The sequence below is a fragment of the Cycloclasticus zancles 78-ME genome (genome assembly GCF_000442595.1).
Taxonomy (GTDB): Bacteria; Pseudomonadota; Gammaproteobacteria; order Methylococcales; family Cycloclasticaceae; genus Cycloclasticus; species Cycloclasticus pugetii.
In genome coordinates, this window is record NC_021917.1 from 600410 (window position 1) to 615447 (window position 15038).

Annotated in this window: 19 protein-coding genes; 5 read left to right on the top strand and 14 right to left on the bottom strand. The window is 41.6% G+C overall.

The genetic code is table 11. The features are described from left to right. Positions 1-4: 4 nt before the first annotated feature. The 5 genes from accC to CYCME_RS02955 all read right to left on the bottom strand — a co-directional run bounded on the left by accC (position 5) and on the right by CYCME_RS02955 (position 4822). Positions 5-1345 carry an acetyl-CoA carboxylase biotin carboxylase subunit gene (accC, locus tag CYCME_RS02935; RefSeq protein WP_015006657.1) on the bottom strand — a complete coding sequence of 447 codons (1341 nt, stop codon included), beginning with the start codon at positions 1343-1345 and terminating at the stop codon, positions 5-7. Positions 1346-1367: 22 nt separating this feature from the next. Further along, positions 1368-1817 carry an acetyl-CoA carboxylase biotin carboxyl carrier protein gene (gene accB, locus CYCME_RS02940; RefSeq protein ID WP_016390552.1) on the bottom strand — a complete coding sequence of 150 codons (450 nt, stop codon included), beginning with the start codon at positions 1815-1817 and terminating at the stop codon, positions 1368-1370. 2 nt (positions 1818-1819) lie between these two features. After that, positions 1820-2272, bottom strand: a complete 453-nt coding sequence (aroQ, locus tag CYCME_RS02945) for a type II 3-dehydroquinate dehydratase (RefSeq protein WP_015006655.1) — start codon at positions 2270-2272, stop codon at positions 1820-1822. Positions 2273-2410: 138 nt separating this feature from the next. Continuing rightward, a complete protein-coding gene (locus CYCME_RS02950) occupies positions 2411-2953 on the bottom strand; it encodes a TlpA family protein disulfide reductase (RefSeq protein ID WP_020932111.1) in 543 nt (180 codons plus the stop codon). Further along, positions 2954-4822, bottom strand: coding sequence for a protein-disulfide reductase DsbD (locus CYCME_RS02955; RefSeq protein ID WP_081651234.1), 1869 nt, complete (start codon positions 4820-4822; stop codon positions 2954-2956). A 239-nt stretch (positions 4823-5061) separates the two neighbouring features. Between CYCME_RS02955 and CYCME_RS02960 the strand changes: the two genes are divergently transcribed. After that, positions 5062-5565 carry an FxsA family protein gene (locus CYCME_RS02960; protein WP_020932113.1) on the top strand — a complete coding sequence of 168 codons (504 nt, stop codon included), beginning with the start codon at positions 5062-5064 and terminating at the stop codon, positions 5563-5565. Here CYCME_RS02960 and CYCME_RS02965 read toward each other — a convergent pair. Further along, entirely contained in the window at positions 5560-5862 is a 303-nt protein-coding gene (locus CYCME_RS02965; protein WP_015006651.1) for an antibiotic biosynthesis monooxygenase family protein, read from the bottom strand. The genes CYCME_RS02960 and CYCME_RS02965 overlap by 6 nt on opposite strands. A gap of 307 nt (positions 5863-6169) precedes the next feature. Here CYCME_RS02965 and CYCME_RS02970 point away from each other — a divergent pair, with 307 nt between their 5' ends. After that, positions 6170-6532, top strand: a complete 363-nt coding sequence (locus CYCME_RS02970) for a phasin family protein (protein ID WP_020932114.1) — start codon at positions 6170-6172, stop codon at positions 6530-6532. 160 nt (positions 6533-6692) lie between these two features. Here CYCME_RS02970 and CYCME_RS02975 read toward each other — a convergent pair whose 3' ends face one another. The 3 genes from CYCME_RS02975 to CYCME_RS02985 are packed head-to-tail and all read right to left on the bottom strand — an operon-like array spanning position 6693 to position 9176. After that, positions 6693-7424 carry an ABC transporter ATP-binding protein gene (locus CYCME_RS02975; RefSeq protein WP_020932115.1) on the bottom strand — a complete coding sequence of 244 codons (732 nt, stop codon included), beginning with the start codon at positions 7422-7424 and terminating at the stop codon, positions 6693-6695. 6 nt (positions 7425-7430) lie between these two features. Then, entirely contained in the window at positions 7431-8177 is a 747-nt protein-coding gene (locus tag CYCME_RS02980; protein WP_015006648.1) for an ABC transporter permease, read from the bottom strand. 12 nt (positions 8178-8189) lie between these two features. After that, complete coding sequence (locus CYCME_RS02985; RefSeq protein ID WP_020932117.1) at positions 8190-9176, bottom strand: ABC transporter substrate-binding protein; 987 nt, start codon at positions 9174-9176, stop codon at positions 8190-8192. Between the two features lie 309 nt (positions 9177-9485). Here CYCME_RS02985 and moaA point away from each other — a divergent pair, with 309 nt between their 5' ends. The 3 genes from moaA (at position 9486) to CYCME_RS03000 (ending at position 11583) form a co-directional block, all read left to right on the top strand. Continuing rightward, a complete protein-coding gene (moaA, locus tag CYCME_RS02990; RefSeq protein WP_015006646.1) occupies positions 9486-10502 on the top strand; it encodes a GTP 3',8-cyclase MoaA in 1017 nt (338 codons plus the stop codon). 113 nt (positions 10503-10615) lie between these two features. Next, positions 10616-11083, top strand: a complete 468-nt coding sequence (locus tag CYCME_RS02995; RefSeq protein WP_015006645.1) for a 4Fe-4S dicluster domain-containing protein — start codon at positions 10616-10618, stop codon at positions 11081-11083. A 269-nt stretch (positions 11084-11352) separates the two neighbouring features. Then, on the top strand, positions 11353-11583 hold the full coding sequence (locus tag CYCME_RS03000; RefSeq protein WP_223253219.1) for a hypothetical protein: 231 nt from the start codon (positions 11353-11355) through the stop codon (positions 11581-11583). Here the strand turns inward: CYCME_RS03000 and pyrE are convergent. The 5 genes from pyrE to rph all read right to left on the bottom strand — a co-directional run bounded on the left by pyrE (position 11580) and on the right by rph (position 14974). Beyond that, on the bottom strand, positions 11580-12221 hold the full coding sequence (gene pyrE, locus CYCME_RS03005; protein ID WP_015006643.1) for an orotate phosphoribosyltransferase: 642 nt from the start codon (positions 12219-12221) through the stop codon (positions 11580-11582). The genes CYCME_RS03000 and pyrE overlap by 4 nt on opposite strands. Before the next feature lie 86 nt (positions 12222-12307). Beyond that, positions 12308-12505 (bottom strand): CPXCG motif-containing cysteine-rich protein, encoded by a 198-nt coding sequence (locus CYCME_RS12890; protein WP_015006642.1) that lies wholly within the window; start codon positions 12503-12505, stop codon positions 12308-12310. Continuing rightward, entirely contained in the window at positions 12502-13653 is a 1152-nt protein-coding gene (gene hemW, locus CYCME_RS03010; protein ID WP_020932119.1) for a radical SAM family heme chaperone HemW, read from the bottom strand. The genes CYCME_RS12890 and hemW overlap by 4 nt, the downstream gene beginning before the upstream one ends. Continuing rightward, on the bottom strand, positions 13650-14261 hold the full coding sequence (locus CYCME_RS03015; protein WP_015006640.1) for an XTP/dITP diphosphatase: 612 nt from the start codon (positions 14259-14261) through the stop codon (positions 13650-13652). The genes hemW and CYCME_RS03015 overlap by 4 nt, the downstream gene beginning before the upstream one ends. Continuing rightward, entirely contained in the window at positions 14258-14974 is a 717-nt protein-coding gene (rph, locus tag CYCME_RS03020; RefSeq protein WP_015006639.1) for a ribonuclease PH, read from the bottom strand. Before rph ends, CYCME_RS03015 begins: the two co-directional genes overlap by 4 nt. Positions 14975-15038 lie beyond the last annotated feature (64 nt).

Consider the following 15038-nt stretch of genomic DNA (forward strand, 5'->3'; position numbering starts at 1 on the left):
CCGATTACATCCCCAGTTTCTTTTCAAGGTAATGAATATTATAGACGCCTGAGGCAAAATCTTTGTCGACCACAATGTCCTTTAATAACGGGATATTGGTGTGAATGCCATCAATAACCGTTTCGTTAAGAGCTGTTTTTGTGCGAGCAAGTGCAGAGTCGCGAGAGGGGCCTGATGCGATCAGTTTGCCGATCATCGAGTCATAGTATTGAGGCACGGTGTAGCCGTTATAGATATGGCTATCAAAGCGAATGCCAGGACCGCCTGGGATATGTAACTGTGTGATTTTCCCTGGTGAAGGCATAAAGGTTTCAGAATGCTCAGCATTTAGACGACATTCAATAGCGTGACCTGAAATTTTAATATCATCTTGCGTGTAACCAAGTGGTAGACCAGCGGCAATTTTCAGTTGTTCAGCAACAATATCGACACCAGTGACAATTTCTGTAATTGGATGCTCTACTTGAACCCGTGTATTCATTTCAATGAAATAAAATTCACCTTTCTCATATAAGAACTCAAAGGTTCCTGCTCCATAGTAGCCAATATCTGTACAGGCTTTCGCACAGCGAGTACCAATTTCTTGGCGAACCTCTTCGCTGATGCCAATTGCGGGCGCTTCTTCAATTACTTTTTGGTGCTTACGCTGAGTTGAGCAATCACGTTCTCCCAAGTGAATGGCGTTACCGTGTTGGTCGGCCAGCACTTGGAATTCGATATGGCGTGGCGTTTCAAGGAATTTCTCCATATACACCATATCGTTACCAAAAAAGTTTTTAGCCTCGGTTTTGGTCAGTGAAATGGCATTCAAAAGGGCTGCTTCTGTATGAACCACACGCATCCCGCGGCCACCACCACCGCCAGCAGCTTTAATGATAATGGGGTAGCCAATATCACGGGCTAATCTGACATTTCGTTCTTTGTCATCGTTTAACGGGCCATCTGAACCGGGAACGCAAGGCACGCCAGCCTTAATCATTGCCTCAATCGCTGAGACTTTATCACCCATTAGGCGAATTGTTTCCGAGCGAGGGCCAATAAATGTAAAGCCGCTTTGTTCTACGCGTTCAGCAAAGTCCGCATTTTCAGACAAAAAGCCGTAGCCGGGGTGAATAGCTTGGGCATCGGTAATTTCTGCAGCACTAATAATGGCGGGTACGTTTAGGTAGCTTTCTGTAGATGAAGGACCGCCAATACAAACGGATTCATCTGCTAAACGAACGTGTTTTAAATCACGGTCGGCAGAGGAGTGAACGGCAACTGTTTGGATGCCCATTTCGCGACAGGCACGCAAAATACGCAAAGCAATTTCACCACGGTTGGCAATAAGAATTTTATCGAACATATTTTTCTCGTCTCAGGGGCGGTTATTCGATGATGAAAAGTGGCTGATCAAATTCGACTGGGTGGCCATTCTCAGTCAACACTGATGCAATAACACCAGATTTGTCCGCTTCAATTTGGTTAAGGATTTTCATTGCTTCAATAATGCACAAGGTATCGCCTTTTTGAACGGATTGACCTATTTTGACGAAAGGGGCCGAGCCTGGCGCAGGTGCGTCATAAAACGTGCCGACCATTGGAGAAGTAATAACATGTCCAGACGGCTGTTCAGTATTGTCGCTTGCAGCTGCTTGAGGCGCAGCGCTGGCAACGGCTGGAGAGGCAGCAGGTGCAGGCATTTGTGTTACGGCAACAGGTTGTGTTGAAGAGTAACGATTGATACGTACAGACTCTTCACCTTCGTGAATTTCAATTTCTGCAATATCTGACTCTTCGATGAGTTCGATCAGTTTTTTAACTTTTCTTATATCCATAATTAATCTCTTGATGGTTTTTGTATTAATGGGAGAGCTGCAAGCAGCGCTAATTTATAACTGTCGGGGCCGAAGCCACAGATAACACCTTTGGCAATATCTGAAAAATAAGAGTGTTGGCGAAATGACTCGCGAGCATGAACATTTGATAAGTGAAGCTCAATAAAAGGTGTGTCGCTTGCTAATAGGGCATCACGCAAGGCAACGCTAGTGTGCGTAAAAGCCGCTGGGTTTAATAAGATAACAGCAACCTTATCATGCTTACTTTGTTGTACTTTATTAACAAGGTCATGCTCTGCATTACTTTGATAGAAAAGCAATTCGTGTCCGTGTTGTTCGGCCAGCTGAGTTAAGGAATGCTCTATATCAGCGAGAGTTTGAGCGCCATAAATCCCAGGTTCTCGTGTGCCTAGCATATTTAGGTTTGGGCCGTTGATGACTGAAATAATTGCCATAATGTACTAACTTAAAAATAATTGGTTATGCAATTTCATCTTGCAATAAGGGGGGATTTTGCCAAAGCTTTTGGATAAAGTCTATATAAAATGTTATTTCGCGAAAGATAAAGACAAATATAAGCAAGTTAGCAGGAGTTAGCCTTTTGAAAGCTGAATGGATTTAAGAATTTTGGATCGTTCAAGAAGCCCTACTTGACGAGTAATAATGCGGCCTTCAGGGTTGATAATAACAGAAAAAGGAAGGGCGCCCATGGTGTTGCCGTATTGCCTTGCTAGATCCAGACCCTGTATTTCGGCAATTAAATTTGGGTAGTTGATGCCTACTTCTAAAGCAAATTTGTTAACTGAGACCGTGTTATCAATGGCAACTCCAATGAACTGTAGGTTGGTTGTACCATATTCTTTTTGTATGGCAATGAATTCAGGGATTTCTTCACGACAAGGTGGGCACCAAGTTGCCCAGAAATTAAGCACGATATAATTGCCGTCCCATTCCTTTATGTTTCGTAACTGGCCTTGAAGGTCGGGGAAAGAAAACTCTGGCCGCATGGTTGGGGGCTGCTGAGTAGCTGTCGTGTCGTTAGAGCTAATAGTTAAAGGGTTCTTGCTAAACAAAGTGATAGCAACAGTAGCGAAGATAAGTATAAAACCAATTGAAAATAGAGCCTTCTTCTTCATTTATTTCAGTATTTGTAGTTGTTTTAGAAAATCGTCAGCTGCCATATAGCCGATGACTCGATGTTGTTTTATTTCAGTGCCGTTAGGCGAAAAAAATAAAATGGCTGGTGGCCCAATAAGTGAGAAAGCATTTAATAATGCTCGATCTTCATCATTATTTTTGGTGACATCTGCTTGTAATAGCAGGGTGTTTTTTAAAGCCTGTTGGATAGATGGTTCACTAAAGGTAAAGGCTTCCATTTCTTTACAGGAAACACACCAGTCAGCATAAAAATCTAACATGACGAATTGTTTGTTTTGAGAGGCAAGCTGTAAAGCAGCCTGTAAGTCGTCAATATTTTGGATTCTCTTAAATGGCAGGCTATGCTGTAGAGTGTTATTTTTTTGCGAAAGACTAAAGTTGGCTAAAGGTTTTAAGGGGTTGCTTCCGCCGGAGGCTGCACCGAGCATTAAAATAACACCATAGATCATCAAAATAGCACCGACTCCTTTGGATAGTTTTTGCCAACCCGAAGAATTTTCTGGTAACCGATCCAGTGCTTTAAGGTAAATGGCGCAAATAATAAATAAGCTTGCCCACAAAAGGAGTGTGATGCTGGCCGGTAAAATGCGCTCTACAAGCCAGATAGCGACAGCCAATAATAACACCCCAAAGAAGTACTTAATGGGCTCCATCCAGTGCCCGGCCTTAGGTAATAATTTACCCGCAGAAACACCGATAATTAGTAAGGGAATGCCCATACCGATGCCTAACGAGAATAGTGCAAGGCCGCCTAATACAGCATCGCCCGTTTGTCCTATATAAATCAACACCCCGGCGAGTGGCGCAGCAACACAGGGGCCAACAATAAGTGTCGATAAAATACCCATGATTGCACTGCCCCATAAGGAGCCGTGTTTTTGGTGTTGTGACAGTTGAGATAGTTTACTTTGGAGTGCATTAGGCAGCTGTATTTGATACAAGCCAAACATCGATAAAGCGAGTAACACAAAAAGCCCACTAAAAATGCTGAGAATCCAAGGGTTTTGAAAGGTGGCTTGTAAGTTACTACCAAACAGGCCCGCTAATATGCCGAAAAGCGCATACGTTATTGCCGAGGCAAACACGTAACTAAAGGATAAATAAAAGGCTTTACGTGTAGTAAGGCTTTTGCCATGCCCAATAATAATGCCAGACAGAATAGGGATCATGGGAAATACACAAGGCGTCAATGAGAGTAATAGACCAAACCCAAGGAAGGTTAAAGCGGTCAACCAAACGGTATTGTCCACAAGGGCTTTGGCGATTCTGCCCTGTTCCGAAATATTGCTAGGGGTAGGTTTTGTCGGCTGGGTAATATTTAGGTGGTTTGTCGGTTGCAGGGATAAGCTCACCGTTTTATTCATGGGCGGGTAGCAAACCCCAATATCAGCACAGCCTTGAAATCGAATGTTGAGCGTTACGTTTGTGGGTTTAACAAGTGGATTGGTTAAGCGTTGGGTGAGTTGTAAATCATGGTAATAAACCACCGTATCACCAAATATCTCATCTACTTTGCGCTTGCCTTTTGGGAATTTTATTGCTTCTAACTGAACGCCTTGAGGGTTGATTACTGTTACCTCAACCTGTTGTTGATATAAGTAATAACCGTCAGCAATTTGCCAATTTAAGATAATGTGTTGTTGGTCGTTTACCTCTGCAAAAAATTTAAAGGCATCGTCTGGTTCCAGTAATGCATCAGAGGGGGAAGTGCTGAATCGATCAAATAAATCACCTATTGTATCGGTAATATTTTTTTTATTAAGGTCTGCCTCAGCTGCAAGCCCCATTGATGTAGAAAATACAGCGCAAAGGAGAAGACATAAAATAATTACATTTCTTGTTTTCATTGAGTAATTGATTGGGTCAGTATGCTAACTTGAAATATCAAGCATTGCTCAGGTGCTTGTTGTTCATTGTTATTTGTAGGCATTATAACGCCACCGGTAATACAAAGGAGCTGATTTTGTTTTGCATAGAGATTAGGACCTGAAGAGCTCCTGATATCTTTCTTTTTAATGTTGTTATTGTGCTGTTTATCTGTATGCCAGTTTTTACAAAGGCATCGTTCCTGTGTAAGCTGTTGGCTATGAATCCCTTTTCTGTATTTTTGTTACTCTTAATTGTTGTCCCTGTGGTGGAAATTTATTTCCTCATTCAAGTGGGAGGCATAATCGGTGCGTTTCCTACCGTTGTGTTGATTTTGCTGACAGCGGTATTAGGTGCTTACCTGTTTAGATTGCAGGGCCTAGCAACACTACAGCGCATACAGGCAAGCCTGTCTAGAGCTGAGGTACCAGCAGTGGAGATGGTTGAGGGTGCTATGTTGCTGGTCAGTGGGGCCTTGCTGTTAACACCAGGCTTTTTGACGGACATTATTGGTTTTCTTTGTTTAGTGCCGTCGTTACGATATCGCTTTGCGCGCTCTATTCTGCAGAGCTCGTTAATGGGCCAAGCCTCTTTCCAACAAGATGGCCCGTTTCAACAAGACAGCCGTGAAGACGCGTTGGATGGGGATATCATCGAAGGTGAGTTCAAGCGGGAAGACGAGACTGATGTAACAAAAAAAACAACTAAACCACCTAAGCTATAAAACGACTTCAAACCCTTCAAAGTTAGGGTGCCCAATATATAAACCTTTTGTTTGCCCGGCTTGAGCGTGCACTTGTTTAAACGCGTCCGAGTGAGTCCAGTCATCAAAAGCCGCTTTATCTTGCCATGTTGTATGTGAGGCAAATAGGGTGTGATCCTCAAGTGCTGGGCCACGTAAAAGGTGAAATGTTTTAAAACCAGGGACTTCATTTAAGCGAGATTCGCGTGAACGCCAAACTTCTTCAAACTCGTTTTCTTTGCCAAGGCTTACTTTAAAGCGGTTCATTGCGATAAACATAACACTGCTCTTTTTTGGTTAAATAAGACTTTTTTACCATTCATTACGCTGAATAATCGAGACTATTAAATGGATATCGTCGTCGTTAATGATACGTTAACCAAAGAGGTTAGCGTATGTTCTTTTAAGACTGCAATATAAATATTTAGTAAGGGGACTAATACCACTAGTGGTTCAAGGGGTGTTGACAGTGCGTGCAAAATGCGATAATTAAATAAGTGTTGCACTGCAATAAAAACACTGTATAATCCAACGCAGCAAAGAAGAAGTTATTGCTTATACCTTAAAAAAAATAAAAGGATATGACATGTTAAATAATCTAGAAACTTTATTCGCTCCCGCAAAAAAATTAGTTGAATTAAATAAAGCACAGTTCGAAAAAGCTATTGCCGCACAACAAGCTGCAGCTAAAGAATATGTTGCTCTCACTGAAGCACGCATTAAAGCGGCTACTGCCATTACAGATCTTGAAGGCCTAAGTGCTTTTGTTAAAGATCAGGTTGAACTGGCCCAAAGTAGCTTTGAAAAAGTACAAGCTGAGAGTAAAGAATTGATTGAAGAGGTTAAGGCTTATAACGAAGAAGTGATTAAGCTTGTTCAAGAAAGCAACTCAGTAGTAACTCAAGAAGTTAAAGACACTGTAAAAAAAGCAGCTAAAAAAGCAGCTTAAAGTGAAACTAATTGCTTGACTATTTGTGAGAAGTCCTCTTTTTGAGGATGGTTTAATAGCCATAAAAATCCGCTGCCAAATTTGGTAGCGGATTTTTTTTGTTTATGAGTTTCTTAAGAAAACAGACGTCATATATTTATAGCCAGTTTAGGCGTTTAACTTATAGAAATGGGCGAATGTTTGGTTGGCTGGTTTTCAGATGCTCTTTAAATGCGTTAACTTGATTGGGTGTGCGTTCAGTTCTCGTCAGGCTAATGTTGACCTCGGCGATAATATGACTAGGGGGGGCGGATAAAAATAAAATGCGATCGGCTAGTGTTATCGCTTCGCTTAAATCATGGGTAACAAATAATATAGACCTTGGTTTTTCATGCCATAAGTTTAATAAAGCCCCTCTGGCTTTGTTCGCGTTGGCCTGGTCGAGCGAAACGAAAGGCTCATCCATTAACAACAAGTTACTTGGTAAGCAAAAAGCTCTTGCAAGTGAAACCCGTCGTTGCATTCCCAGTGATAAATGATGGGGGTAGCTATGTAGATGGTCGCCTAAGTTTAAGGATTGAAGAGTTTTTATTATGCTGGCTAAAGAAGCATCGGGCTGGGTTGCTAATTGAATGTTTTCCAAGACAGTTCGCCATGGTAATAAACGGGGAGTTTGGAAAACGTAACTGGGTCGAAGCTTGCTGCTTTGATTATTAATAGTACCGTCATAATCACTATCAAGGCCCGCGATAATATTAAGCAGCGTTGTTTTGCCACAGCCTGATGGGCCGACAAGGCAGACAAACTCATTATTTGTTATATCGAAAGAAAGGTTTTCTATGACGGTGAACGTTTCCTTAAGCCCACTTTTTGGAAAGTTCTTCTTTTTTATATCGACAGTAAGAGAGCTCATCGTACGTTATTTCCAGCGTTGAGATTTTTTGTCCAAGGGTTTTAATATCATGCTTTCTATCAATTGAATAACAATAATAAAAGAAACGGTATAAGCCATAATGCTGGGGATATCAAAAAGTTGAAAAAACAGGTGTATTTGATAACCCATGCCATCGCTTCTGCCTAACATTTCAACGACTAAAATTATTTTCCATATTAGAGCAAGGCCGGTTCTGGCGGCAGCCATAATGTAAGGAAAGAGCTGGGGGAGAATTACATGACGCAATGTCTTGTAGCGCCCAAATCGATAAGCCCTAGTCATTTCCATAAGGTGCTCATCTAGGTTTTTAGTGCCTTCTCTAATGGTGACGATAACGTTGGGAATCTTGTTGATAACGACAGCGAAAATAGCAGCTGTTTCAACCAAACCAAACCAAATGTAACACAAGATAATAGTCACCAAAGCAGGGATATTTAGCAGAATGATTAGCCAACTATCAAAAAATTGATTGAGTGAATTGTGCCGCCCTAAAAGAATCCCAATGGCGGTTCCTATAAGCATGGCCAGAAAAAAACTAATTATTAACCGATATAAAGTTACGCCAAGGTGATGTGGTAATTCATGGGTTTGAATAGCATGTGCCAGTGTCTTATAAACCAGTAAAGGTGAGGGTAAGACGGGGCTGTTAAATGTGACCGCGGCAAGTTGCCAAATTAATATCAGCAGCCCTAATGATAACACCGAGTTTAAGAATGAGGAGCGTAGCATCATGAGGTTGATTAATTAATGGCCGCTATTCCAAAATAAATTAGGGTCAAATTGCTTGACTGTCCCGACAAGTTTTTCACCTCCAATATCGGCTAATATAGAGTAAATATCAGCAATGGCTTGTTTCTCTTCAGCTGAAAATTTTTTAATTTGTCCTTCGCAATAACTCTTGCGTAACAGTTGTTGAGTCAGTGTGTTGTGTGTCTTGGTTAGCGGCAAGATGGCTTTCCAGTGTTTATCGGAAGTACATAAGAGCTGAGTGGCATCATGGCTAGCGGTGAGAAAATTATTGAGGCTGATTGACTGCTCTCGTGCCCATTTTTCACTAAAAACGTAGCCAAGGATGGGAACGGTTTTGTTGATACCGAGTTGCTGAATAATCTCATGCGTATTAATAATTTCACGATAAGCATCTGCTTTTAAACGCGTACTATAGTGCCAATAATTGATTAGGGCGTCCAACTGGCCTTGTTTGATGAGGCTATTGAGCAGCGGTGGGGCGCCAAAAAATGTATCGAGGCTTGTTTGAAGGTCGATGCCTTTTTTTAATGCTAATGCTCGGAGTAACAGCCAGTTTTTATCTAGCTCGCCTCCTGCGATCCCTAATCTCTTACCGCTCAAATCCTTGATGGAATGAATAGCTGAGTCATTAGGCACCATAATAGAACCTGCCGCGGATGAATAGGGGGCAAATAAATAATCAGATGAGAATTGGCGTTGGCGCGCAACCCATGTCCAATCTGAGACAATAATATCGGCGGCACCTGCTTGCAGTGCAATTTTGCCCGCTTGAGTGTTGGCTAAAGGCTGGATGATGAGTTCAAAACCATTTTTTTTATCAAGTCGGTTTTTCTTTATGGTTTCTAATGTCCAGTTAACAGTACCAAACTTAAGGACAGATATTTTTATCGGCGTGCCTGTATCGGCGACAGCGCTATAAGATAAAATAAATGCAGTAATCAGTACGTAGCTGGTGAGGTATGTTTTTAATGATAGTCGCATCTATAGTAAAGGGGGCTGTTGTAATAATTGTTATAGAAGCTAGTTTATCTTAATTACGGTGAAGGTGAAGTGAATGATGAAATAGGCCTTGGGAGGTATATAAAAGCCCTAGTTTGGAGTTAGCTTTATGAACTAATTTATTGACCTATAAATTTAAACTGCGGTAAGGTGTACAAAGTACGAATGTGGCTGTAAGTCATTAATTATAAATGAGAATAATTTTCAATTGAAAGTAATTCTCAAGAAGCTCGTAACCTTTTGAAGTGCGGGAGTTTCTTAAGAAAAATTAGGAGAAGCAGTTTAGATTGTATGAATGCCGTATCGCCAATAATAAACACAAATAAGTTAATCGACAAATTTGGTCGACAAGTCACCTATGTGCGAATTTCTGTGACAGACCGTTGTGATTTTCGCTGTGTGTATTGTATGAGCGAGGATATGGAGTTTTTACCGCGCGAAGAGGTATTGAGCTTAGAGGAAATAACTCGTTTATCGAAGGCTTTTGTAGAAATGGGCGTGACGAAAATTCGTATAACAGGGGGTGAGCCTTTGGTACGAAAAGATATCGTCAATATGCTGGCAGATGTTGCTAAGTTAGAGGGCTTGGAAGAATTAGTTATTACGACAAATGGTTCGCAATTAACTAAATTAGCACACCCATTGAAAGAGGCTGGCGTCAAACGAATCAATATCAGCTTAGATAGTCTTGATGCGGATAAATTCAAAAAAGTAACGCGAGTGGGTGACCTTAATACTGTCTTAGAAGGTATTCAAGCTGCTAAAAAAGCGGGCTTTGAAAAAATTAAACTAAATGCGGTGATTCTTAAAAATAGGAATCACGATGAGGTAAACAGCTTAGTTCAGTTTGCAATGAAAGAGGGGCTCGATATCAGCTTTATTGAAGAAATGCCTTTAGGGGCCATAGAAAGTCACTCGAGACAAGAGGCGTATTACTCTAGTGATGAAATTAAGCGCGATATAGAACAACAATTTGAATTGCTACCAAGTACAAAAAATACGGGTGGTCCAGCACGTTATTACGGCGTAAAAGGTTATGATAATTTGGTAGGTTTTATTTCTCCACATAGCCATAACTTTTGTGATACTTGCAATAGAGTGCGTGTTACAGCATCGGGCTTGTTGTTATTGTGTCTGGGGCAAGAGCACTCAATGGATTTAAAGCAGGTACTAAGAGCGAACCCAACAGATTTAAATAAGGTCAAAGAAGCGCTTATAGAGTCAATGGACATAAAGCCTAAAGGGCATGATTTTGATATGACAGAACAACCTGTTATTTTTCGACATATGAGTGTTACGGGCGGTTAAGTGTGAGTGTGGCAAAGAGGTAAGTTTTACCAATCAAATTAGGCCTTATGTCTTTACGGTATAAATTTTTTGTTAATGTTATTAAAAGTAAATAGAACCCACAGGAGGGTGTTATGCAGATGTCATTAGTTATTGACGCAAATAAATGTACGGGTTGTTTGCAGTGTGAAATGGCTTGTTCTTATGAAGGCGAGGGTGTTTTTAACCCAGCAAAATCCAGAATTAAAATCTTCCCATTTCATGAAGAAGGTATTTTTGTACCTTACACGTGTACCCAATGTGATGAAGCGTGGTGTATGCATGCTTGTCCTGTTGAAGCGATTCAGTTGAATAAAGAAACAGGCGCAAAAGAAATTGTTAATGATTTATGTGTTGGCTGTAAAGTTTGCACGATTGCCTGCCCATTCGGAACGGTTAACTATAATGCAGACAGTGGCAAAGTGATTAAATGTGATTTATGTGGCGGTGACCCAGAGTGTGCAAAAGCATGCCCAACGGATGCTATTACTTATCAAGATGCGAACTGGACTGGGTATGACAAAATGAAAGGTTATGCGGCGAAAGCGATGCCAGCAAAATAACGACTGACGTTATAAGATAAATGGCATTCATCGGCGTTTGATATCCATTAGCTGATCAAAGTGCTAATAGAAAGGGCGAGACAAAAGTCTCGCTTTTTTTATGCTTTATTTTAGCTTTAAAGGAACGTGTGATGAATCGAAAAGTTGCAACCTGAACAGCAAAGCCAGTGTTCTTTGAGTTGACAACAAGTGAGGCTGAATAATGAAACTATTTAAAAAAAAAACAATTTACATTAGACATGGGGTTCTCGCGCAAAGAGTTTCTTTCGTTGCTCGAGAACCAAAATAAATTGGTTTATAAACGCGATGAAAATCTCATTATCTTTACAGTAGCTGATCAACAGGCGCGTCTTAGCTTAGGTCATGAGGGTACGCATAAAGTATCCTCTACGCGCCTACCAATGTTGCCCGTGAGCTTTGACTTTTCAACGATGGATGATGAAAAGCAAGCGCAGTTTATGGACGTGTTTTTGCTTAAGTTTCTTCGTGGTGGGGGCTAGCCAGTCCCGTAAGTTTCTTGATACTTAAGAATACTGTTTAAATGCTCAGGTTCAGCTGATTCTTTGAGGTAATCGATAATGTCTGCTAAGCCAATAATAGAAGCGACTTTAAAGCCATAGCTTTCTTCTACATCGTCGATTGCTGAGGTGTCGCCACGACCTTTTTCTTGCCGATTAAGCGCGATTAGAACACCGGATGCAGTCGCATTAGCTGATCGAATAATATCGACAGACTCTCTAACCGAGGTTCCGGCACTAATAACATCATCAACAATGATAGCGTTACCCTTCAGTTCTGAGCCGACTAACAAGCCACCTTCGCCGTGGTCTTTGACTTCTTTACGATTAAAAACATAGGGTATATCTTGATTTGACACCTCAGATAAGCCAATAGACACAGCGCAAACAAGTGGAATGCCTTTATAAGCGGGGCCATATAAAATATTGTAATCCATGCCAGAGTCTATCAAGGCATGTGCATAGAAATGCCCTAATTTTCGTAAACGATAGCCCGTGTTAAATAGCCCGGTGTTAAAAAAGTAAGGGCTAATTCGGCCAGACTTTAGGGTGAATTGTCCGAATTTGAGTGCGTTGCATTGCAGGGCGAATTCAATAAACTCGCGTTTGTAATTTTTCATGGTCTGATTATCTGGGTTAATGTTGGGCTATTTTATACTGAAAGGTGCTCTATTTCGTAGGAACGAAGCAATCTTTTGGCGCGATATTATTCTGAATCAGTTTGTGCAGTTAGGTTAACTTCTTGGCTGCTGATATCAATTTCTATGTTTAACTCAATCGGGCGGCAGCAGACACTGCAGTCCTCGACTGTTTGATGGTTGCCTTGAGAGGTGTCGATGAAGGTATCGATTCGTTCTCCGCAGTATGGGCAACTGTAAGTTTTGTTGATCAGTAATTCGTTCATTCGCTGGGTAAAAAGTGTTCTACGGTATCATTTAGAAAGTTCCATCCTTGCTCGGTGCAGCGGTAGCTTGAAGCGTTCCGCTGTAATAATTTCTTGTTAACCAGTGAGTCTAAGATGGCTTGTATTTGGTAAGCGTTTTGATGTGTTTGTTGTTGATAGTGGTCAACTGTAAAGCCTGATTTTAAGCGCAAAGCATTCATCATGTATTCAAAAGGTAACTCAGCGTCTTTAACGATATTTTTTCCACCTATAACATCTTGAGTGCCCGCCAGCTTGATGTAGTCTCGAGGCAGTTTCTTTTTCCAATAGCGTGAGATAGTACCTTGTTCATCGGTTAACTTGCCATGTGCGCCCGCGCCGATTCCAATGTAGTCGCCAAATTGCCAATAATTTAGGTTATGACGAGACTGCTGCCCCTCGGCAGCATAGGCAGATACCTCGTATTGGTTAAGTTCGTTATCAATTTTTGTTTGACAGGCAACTTGCATATCCCAAATTAACTCATCATGCGGTAACGCTGGTGGGTGTTTATAAAATAAGGTGTTTTTTTCAAGGGTGAGTTGATAATGAGACAGGTGGCCTGTGTGGTAACTTAGTGCCATTTCAACGTCGTCAATGGCTTGTTGGATGTTCTGGCCGGGTAAGCCAAACATGAGGTCAAGATTGATTCTATTAAAACCAGCTTTTTGTGCTAGTTGGATGGCATTATGCGCTTGCTCAGCATCATGAACACGGCCCAGTTTTTTCAAATGTTCGTTATTAAAGCTTTGCACGCCAATGGATAGGCGGTTAATACCAATTGCGTGAAAGTCAGAAAATTTCTTGGCTTCGGCTGTACCAGGATTAGCTTCTAAGGTAATTTCAGTCTGTTTATTAATACCCAGCGCATTATCGGTTGCCTCTAGAATGCGGTGAATACTAGCAGCGGAAAAGAGGCTGGGTGTGCCGCCACCGATAAAGATACTTTTTAATGACTTATTGTTAACAGTTTCTATTTCGGTTGAGAGATCTTTTATCAGCGCGTTAACGTACAGTTCTTCGTTATAGTCGCCTTTTTTTTCATGTGAATTAAAGTCACAATAGGGGCATTTTTTAATGCACCAAGGGATATGAATATAGAGGCTATAATCTGTTGAGCCTTTTGTCATGCTTGCGTCGTGAAGTAATCAGAAATTTGAGGCATGAGTTGGTTCAATGCTTTGGCGCGATGACTGATTGTGTTTTTGATAGAGGGCGCTAGCTCAGCAGAGAGGCACTGGTGTTCAGGGGTAAAAAAAACGGGGTCATAGCCAAAACCATTATCGCCATTTTCTTGAAATGCGATACGCCCTTCCCAAACACCATGAGAGATCAAAGGGGAAGGGTCATTAGCATGTGCCATGAAAACCATCACGCAATGAAAGCGTGCTGTACGTTTTTCCTGAGCTACGTCGGCTAACGCATTGAGTAACTTTGCGGTATTTTTTTTATCGTTGCTGGGTAAGCCTGCATAACGGGCAGAATAGACGCCAGGCGCGCCATTAAGGGCATCAACTTCTAGTCCAGAGTCATCCGCAATGGCAGGTAAACCTGAAATTTTTGTTGCTTGTCTAGCCTTAATGATAGCGTTTTCAATAAACGTAGTGCCGGTTTCTTCGGCATCAGGCACATCAAAATGTGATTGTGAAACAATCTCAATGTTTTGATGTTTAAGCATCGCCTGAATTTCTGCTATTTTCCCTTTATTGCTGCTGGCCAGCACAAGTTGTTGGATCATTTTGCTAAGGCGTCACGCTGTTGCTGCATTAATTCGCTAATGCCAGATGCGGCAAGGTTTAACATTTCATCCAGTTCTTCACGACGGAAAGCATGCCCTTCCGCAGTGCCTTGAACTTCGATGAAGGCACCTGCTTCATTCATAATGACATTCATGTCAGTTTCCGCTTCGGAATCTTCGGGGTAGTCTAAGTCTAGTACTGGCACGCCGTTGAAAATGCCTACAGAGACAGCAGCAATTTGACCATGGATTGGGTTTTTCTTGATTTTTTTCTCATCGAGTAATTTTTCAATAGCCAATGACAAAGCAATAAAACTCCCCGTAATAGAGGCGGTGCGTGTCCCGCCATCTGCTTGAAGAACATCGCAGTCGATAGTGATCGTGTAGCCATCTAGTGCGTTTAGATCAACGGCGGCACGCAAAGAACGACCTATGAGACGTTGAATTTCTTGTGTGCGACCGCTTTGTTTGCCGCGCGCAGCTTCGCGACCCATACGGCTGTGTGTTGAACGCGGAAGCATGCCGTACTCAGCAGTGACCCAGCCTTGACCTTTGTCTTTTAAAAACCTTGGTACACGGCTTTCAACCGAAGCGGTGCATAGGACTTGGGTGTCACCACAGGCAATTAATACAGACCCTTCGGCGTGAATCGTAAAGTTGGTTGTTATTTTTACTTCGCGAAGTTGGTCAGGGTTACGTCCACTGGGTCTCATGTTTTTTCCTATGATAATAATATTGAATGACGGGCAACGTTGAAAATGCCACGTTTGATAATAT

Excerpts from the sequence above, each read along its gene's own strand:
- CYCME_RS02985 (WP_020932117.1), bottom strand. The coding sequence starts at position 9,176 with ATGCGACTATCATTAAAAACATACCTCACCAGCTACGTACTGATTACT.
- hemW (WP_020932119.1), bottom strand. The coding sequence starts at position 13,653 with ATGACAAAAGGCTCAACAGATTATAGCCTCTATATTCATATCCCTTGG.
- rph (WP_015006639.1), bottom strand. The coding sequence starts at position 14,974 with ATGAGACCCAGTGGACGTAACCCTGACCAACTTCGCGAAGTAAAAATA.
- CYCME_RS02995 (WP_015006645.1), top strand. The coding sequence starts at position 10,616 with ATGCAGATGTCATTAGTTATTGACGCAAATAAATGTACGGGTTGTTTG.
- CYCME_RS02980 (WP_015006648.1), bottom strand. The coding sequence starts at position 8,177 with ATGATGCTACGCTCCTCATTCTTAAACTCGGTGTTATCATTAGGGCTG.
- accC (WP_015006657.1), bottom strand. The coding sequence starts at position 1,345 with ATGTTCGATAAAATTCTTATTGCCAACCGTGGTGAAATTGCTTTGCGT.
- CYCME_RS02965 (WP_015006651.1), bottom strand. The coding sequence starts at position 5,862 with ATGTTTATCGCAATGAACCGCTTTAAAGTAAGCCTTGGCAAAGAAAAC.
- CYCME_RS02975 (WP_020932115.1), bottom strand. The coding sequence starts at position 7,424 with ATGAGCTCTCTTACTGTCGATATAAAAAAGAAGAACTTTCCAAAAAGT.
- CYCME_RS02955 (WP_081651234.1), bottom strand. The coding sequence starts at position 4,822 with ATGAAAACAAGAAATGTAATTATTTTATGTCTTCTCCTTTGCGCTGTA.
- aroQ (WP_015006655.1), bottom strand. The coding sequence starts at position 2,272 with ATGGCAATTATTTCAGTCATCAACGGCCCAAACCTAAATATGCTAGGC.
- CYCME_RS12890 (WP_015006642.1), bottom strand. The coding sequence starts at position 12,505 with ATGAACGAATTACTGATCAACAAAACTTACAGTTGCCCATACTGCGGA.
- CYCME_RS02970 (WP_020932114.1), top strand. The coding sequence starts at position 6,170 with ATGTTAAATAATCTAGAAACTTTATTCGCTCCCGCAAAAAAATTAGTT.
- pyrE (WP_015006643.1), bottom strand. The coding sequence starts at position 12,221 with ATGAAAAATTACAAACGCGAGTTTATTGAATTCGCCCTGCAATGCAAC.
- accB (WP_016390552.1), bottom strand. The coding sequence starts at position 1,817 with ATGGATATAAGAAAAGTTAAAAAACTGATCGAACTCATCGAAGAGTCA.
- CYCME_RS03015 (WP_015006640.1), bottom strand. The coding sequence starts at position 14,261 with ATGATCCAACAACTTGTGCTGGCCAGCAGCAATAAAGGGAAAATAGCA.
- moaA (WP_015006646.1), top strand. The coding sequence starts at position 9,486 with ATGAATGCCGTATCGCCAATAATAAACACAAATAAGTTAATCGACAAA.
- CYCME_RS02960 (WP_020932113.1), top strand. The coding sequence starts at position 5,062 with ATGAATCCCTTTTCTGTATTTTTGTTACTCTTAATTGTTGTCCCTGTG.
- CYCME_RS02950 (WP_020932111.1), bottom strand. The coding sequence starts at position 2,953 with ATGAAGAAGAAGGCTCTATTTTCAATTGGTTTTATACTTATCTTCGCT.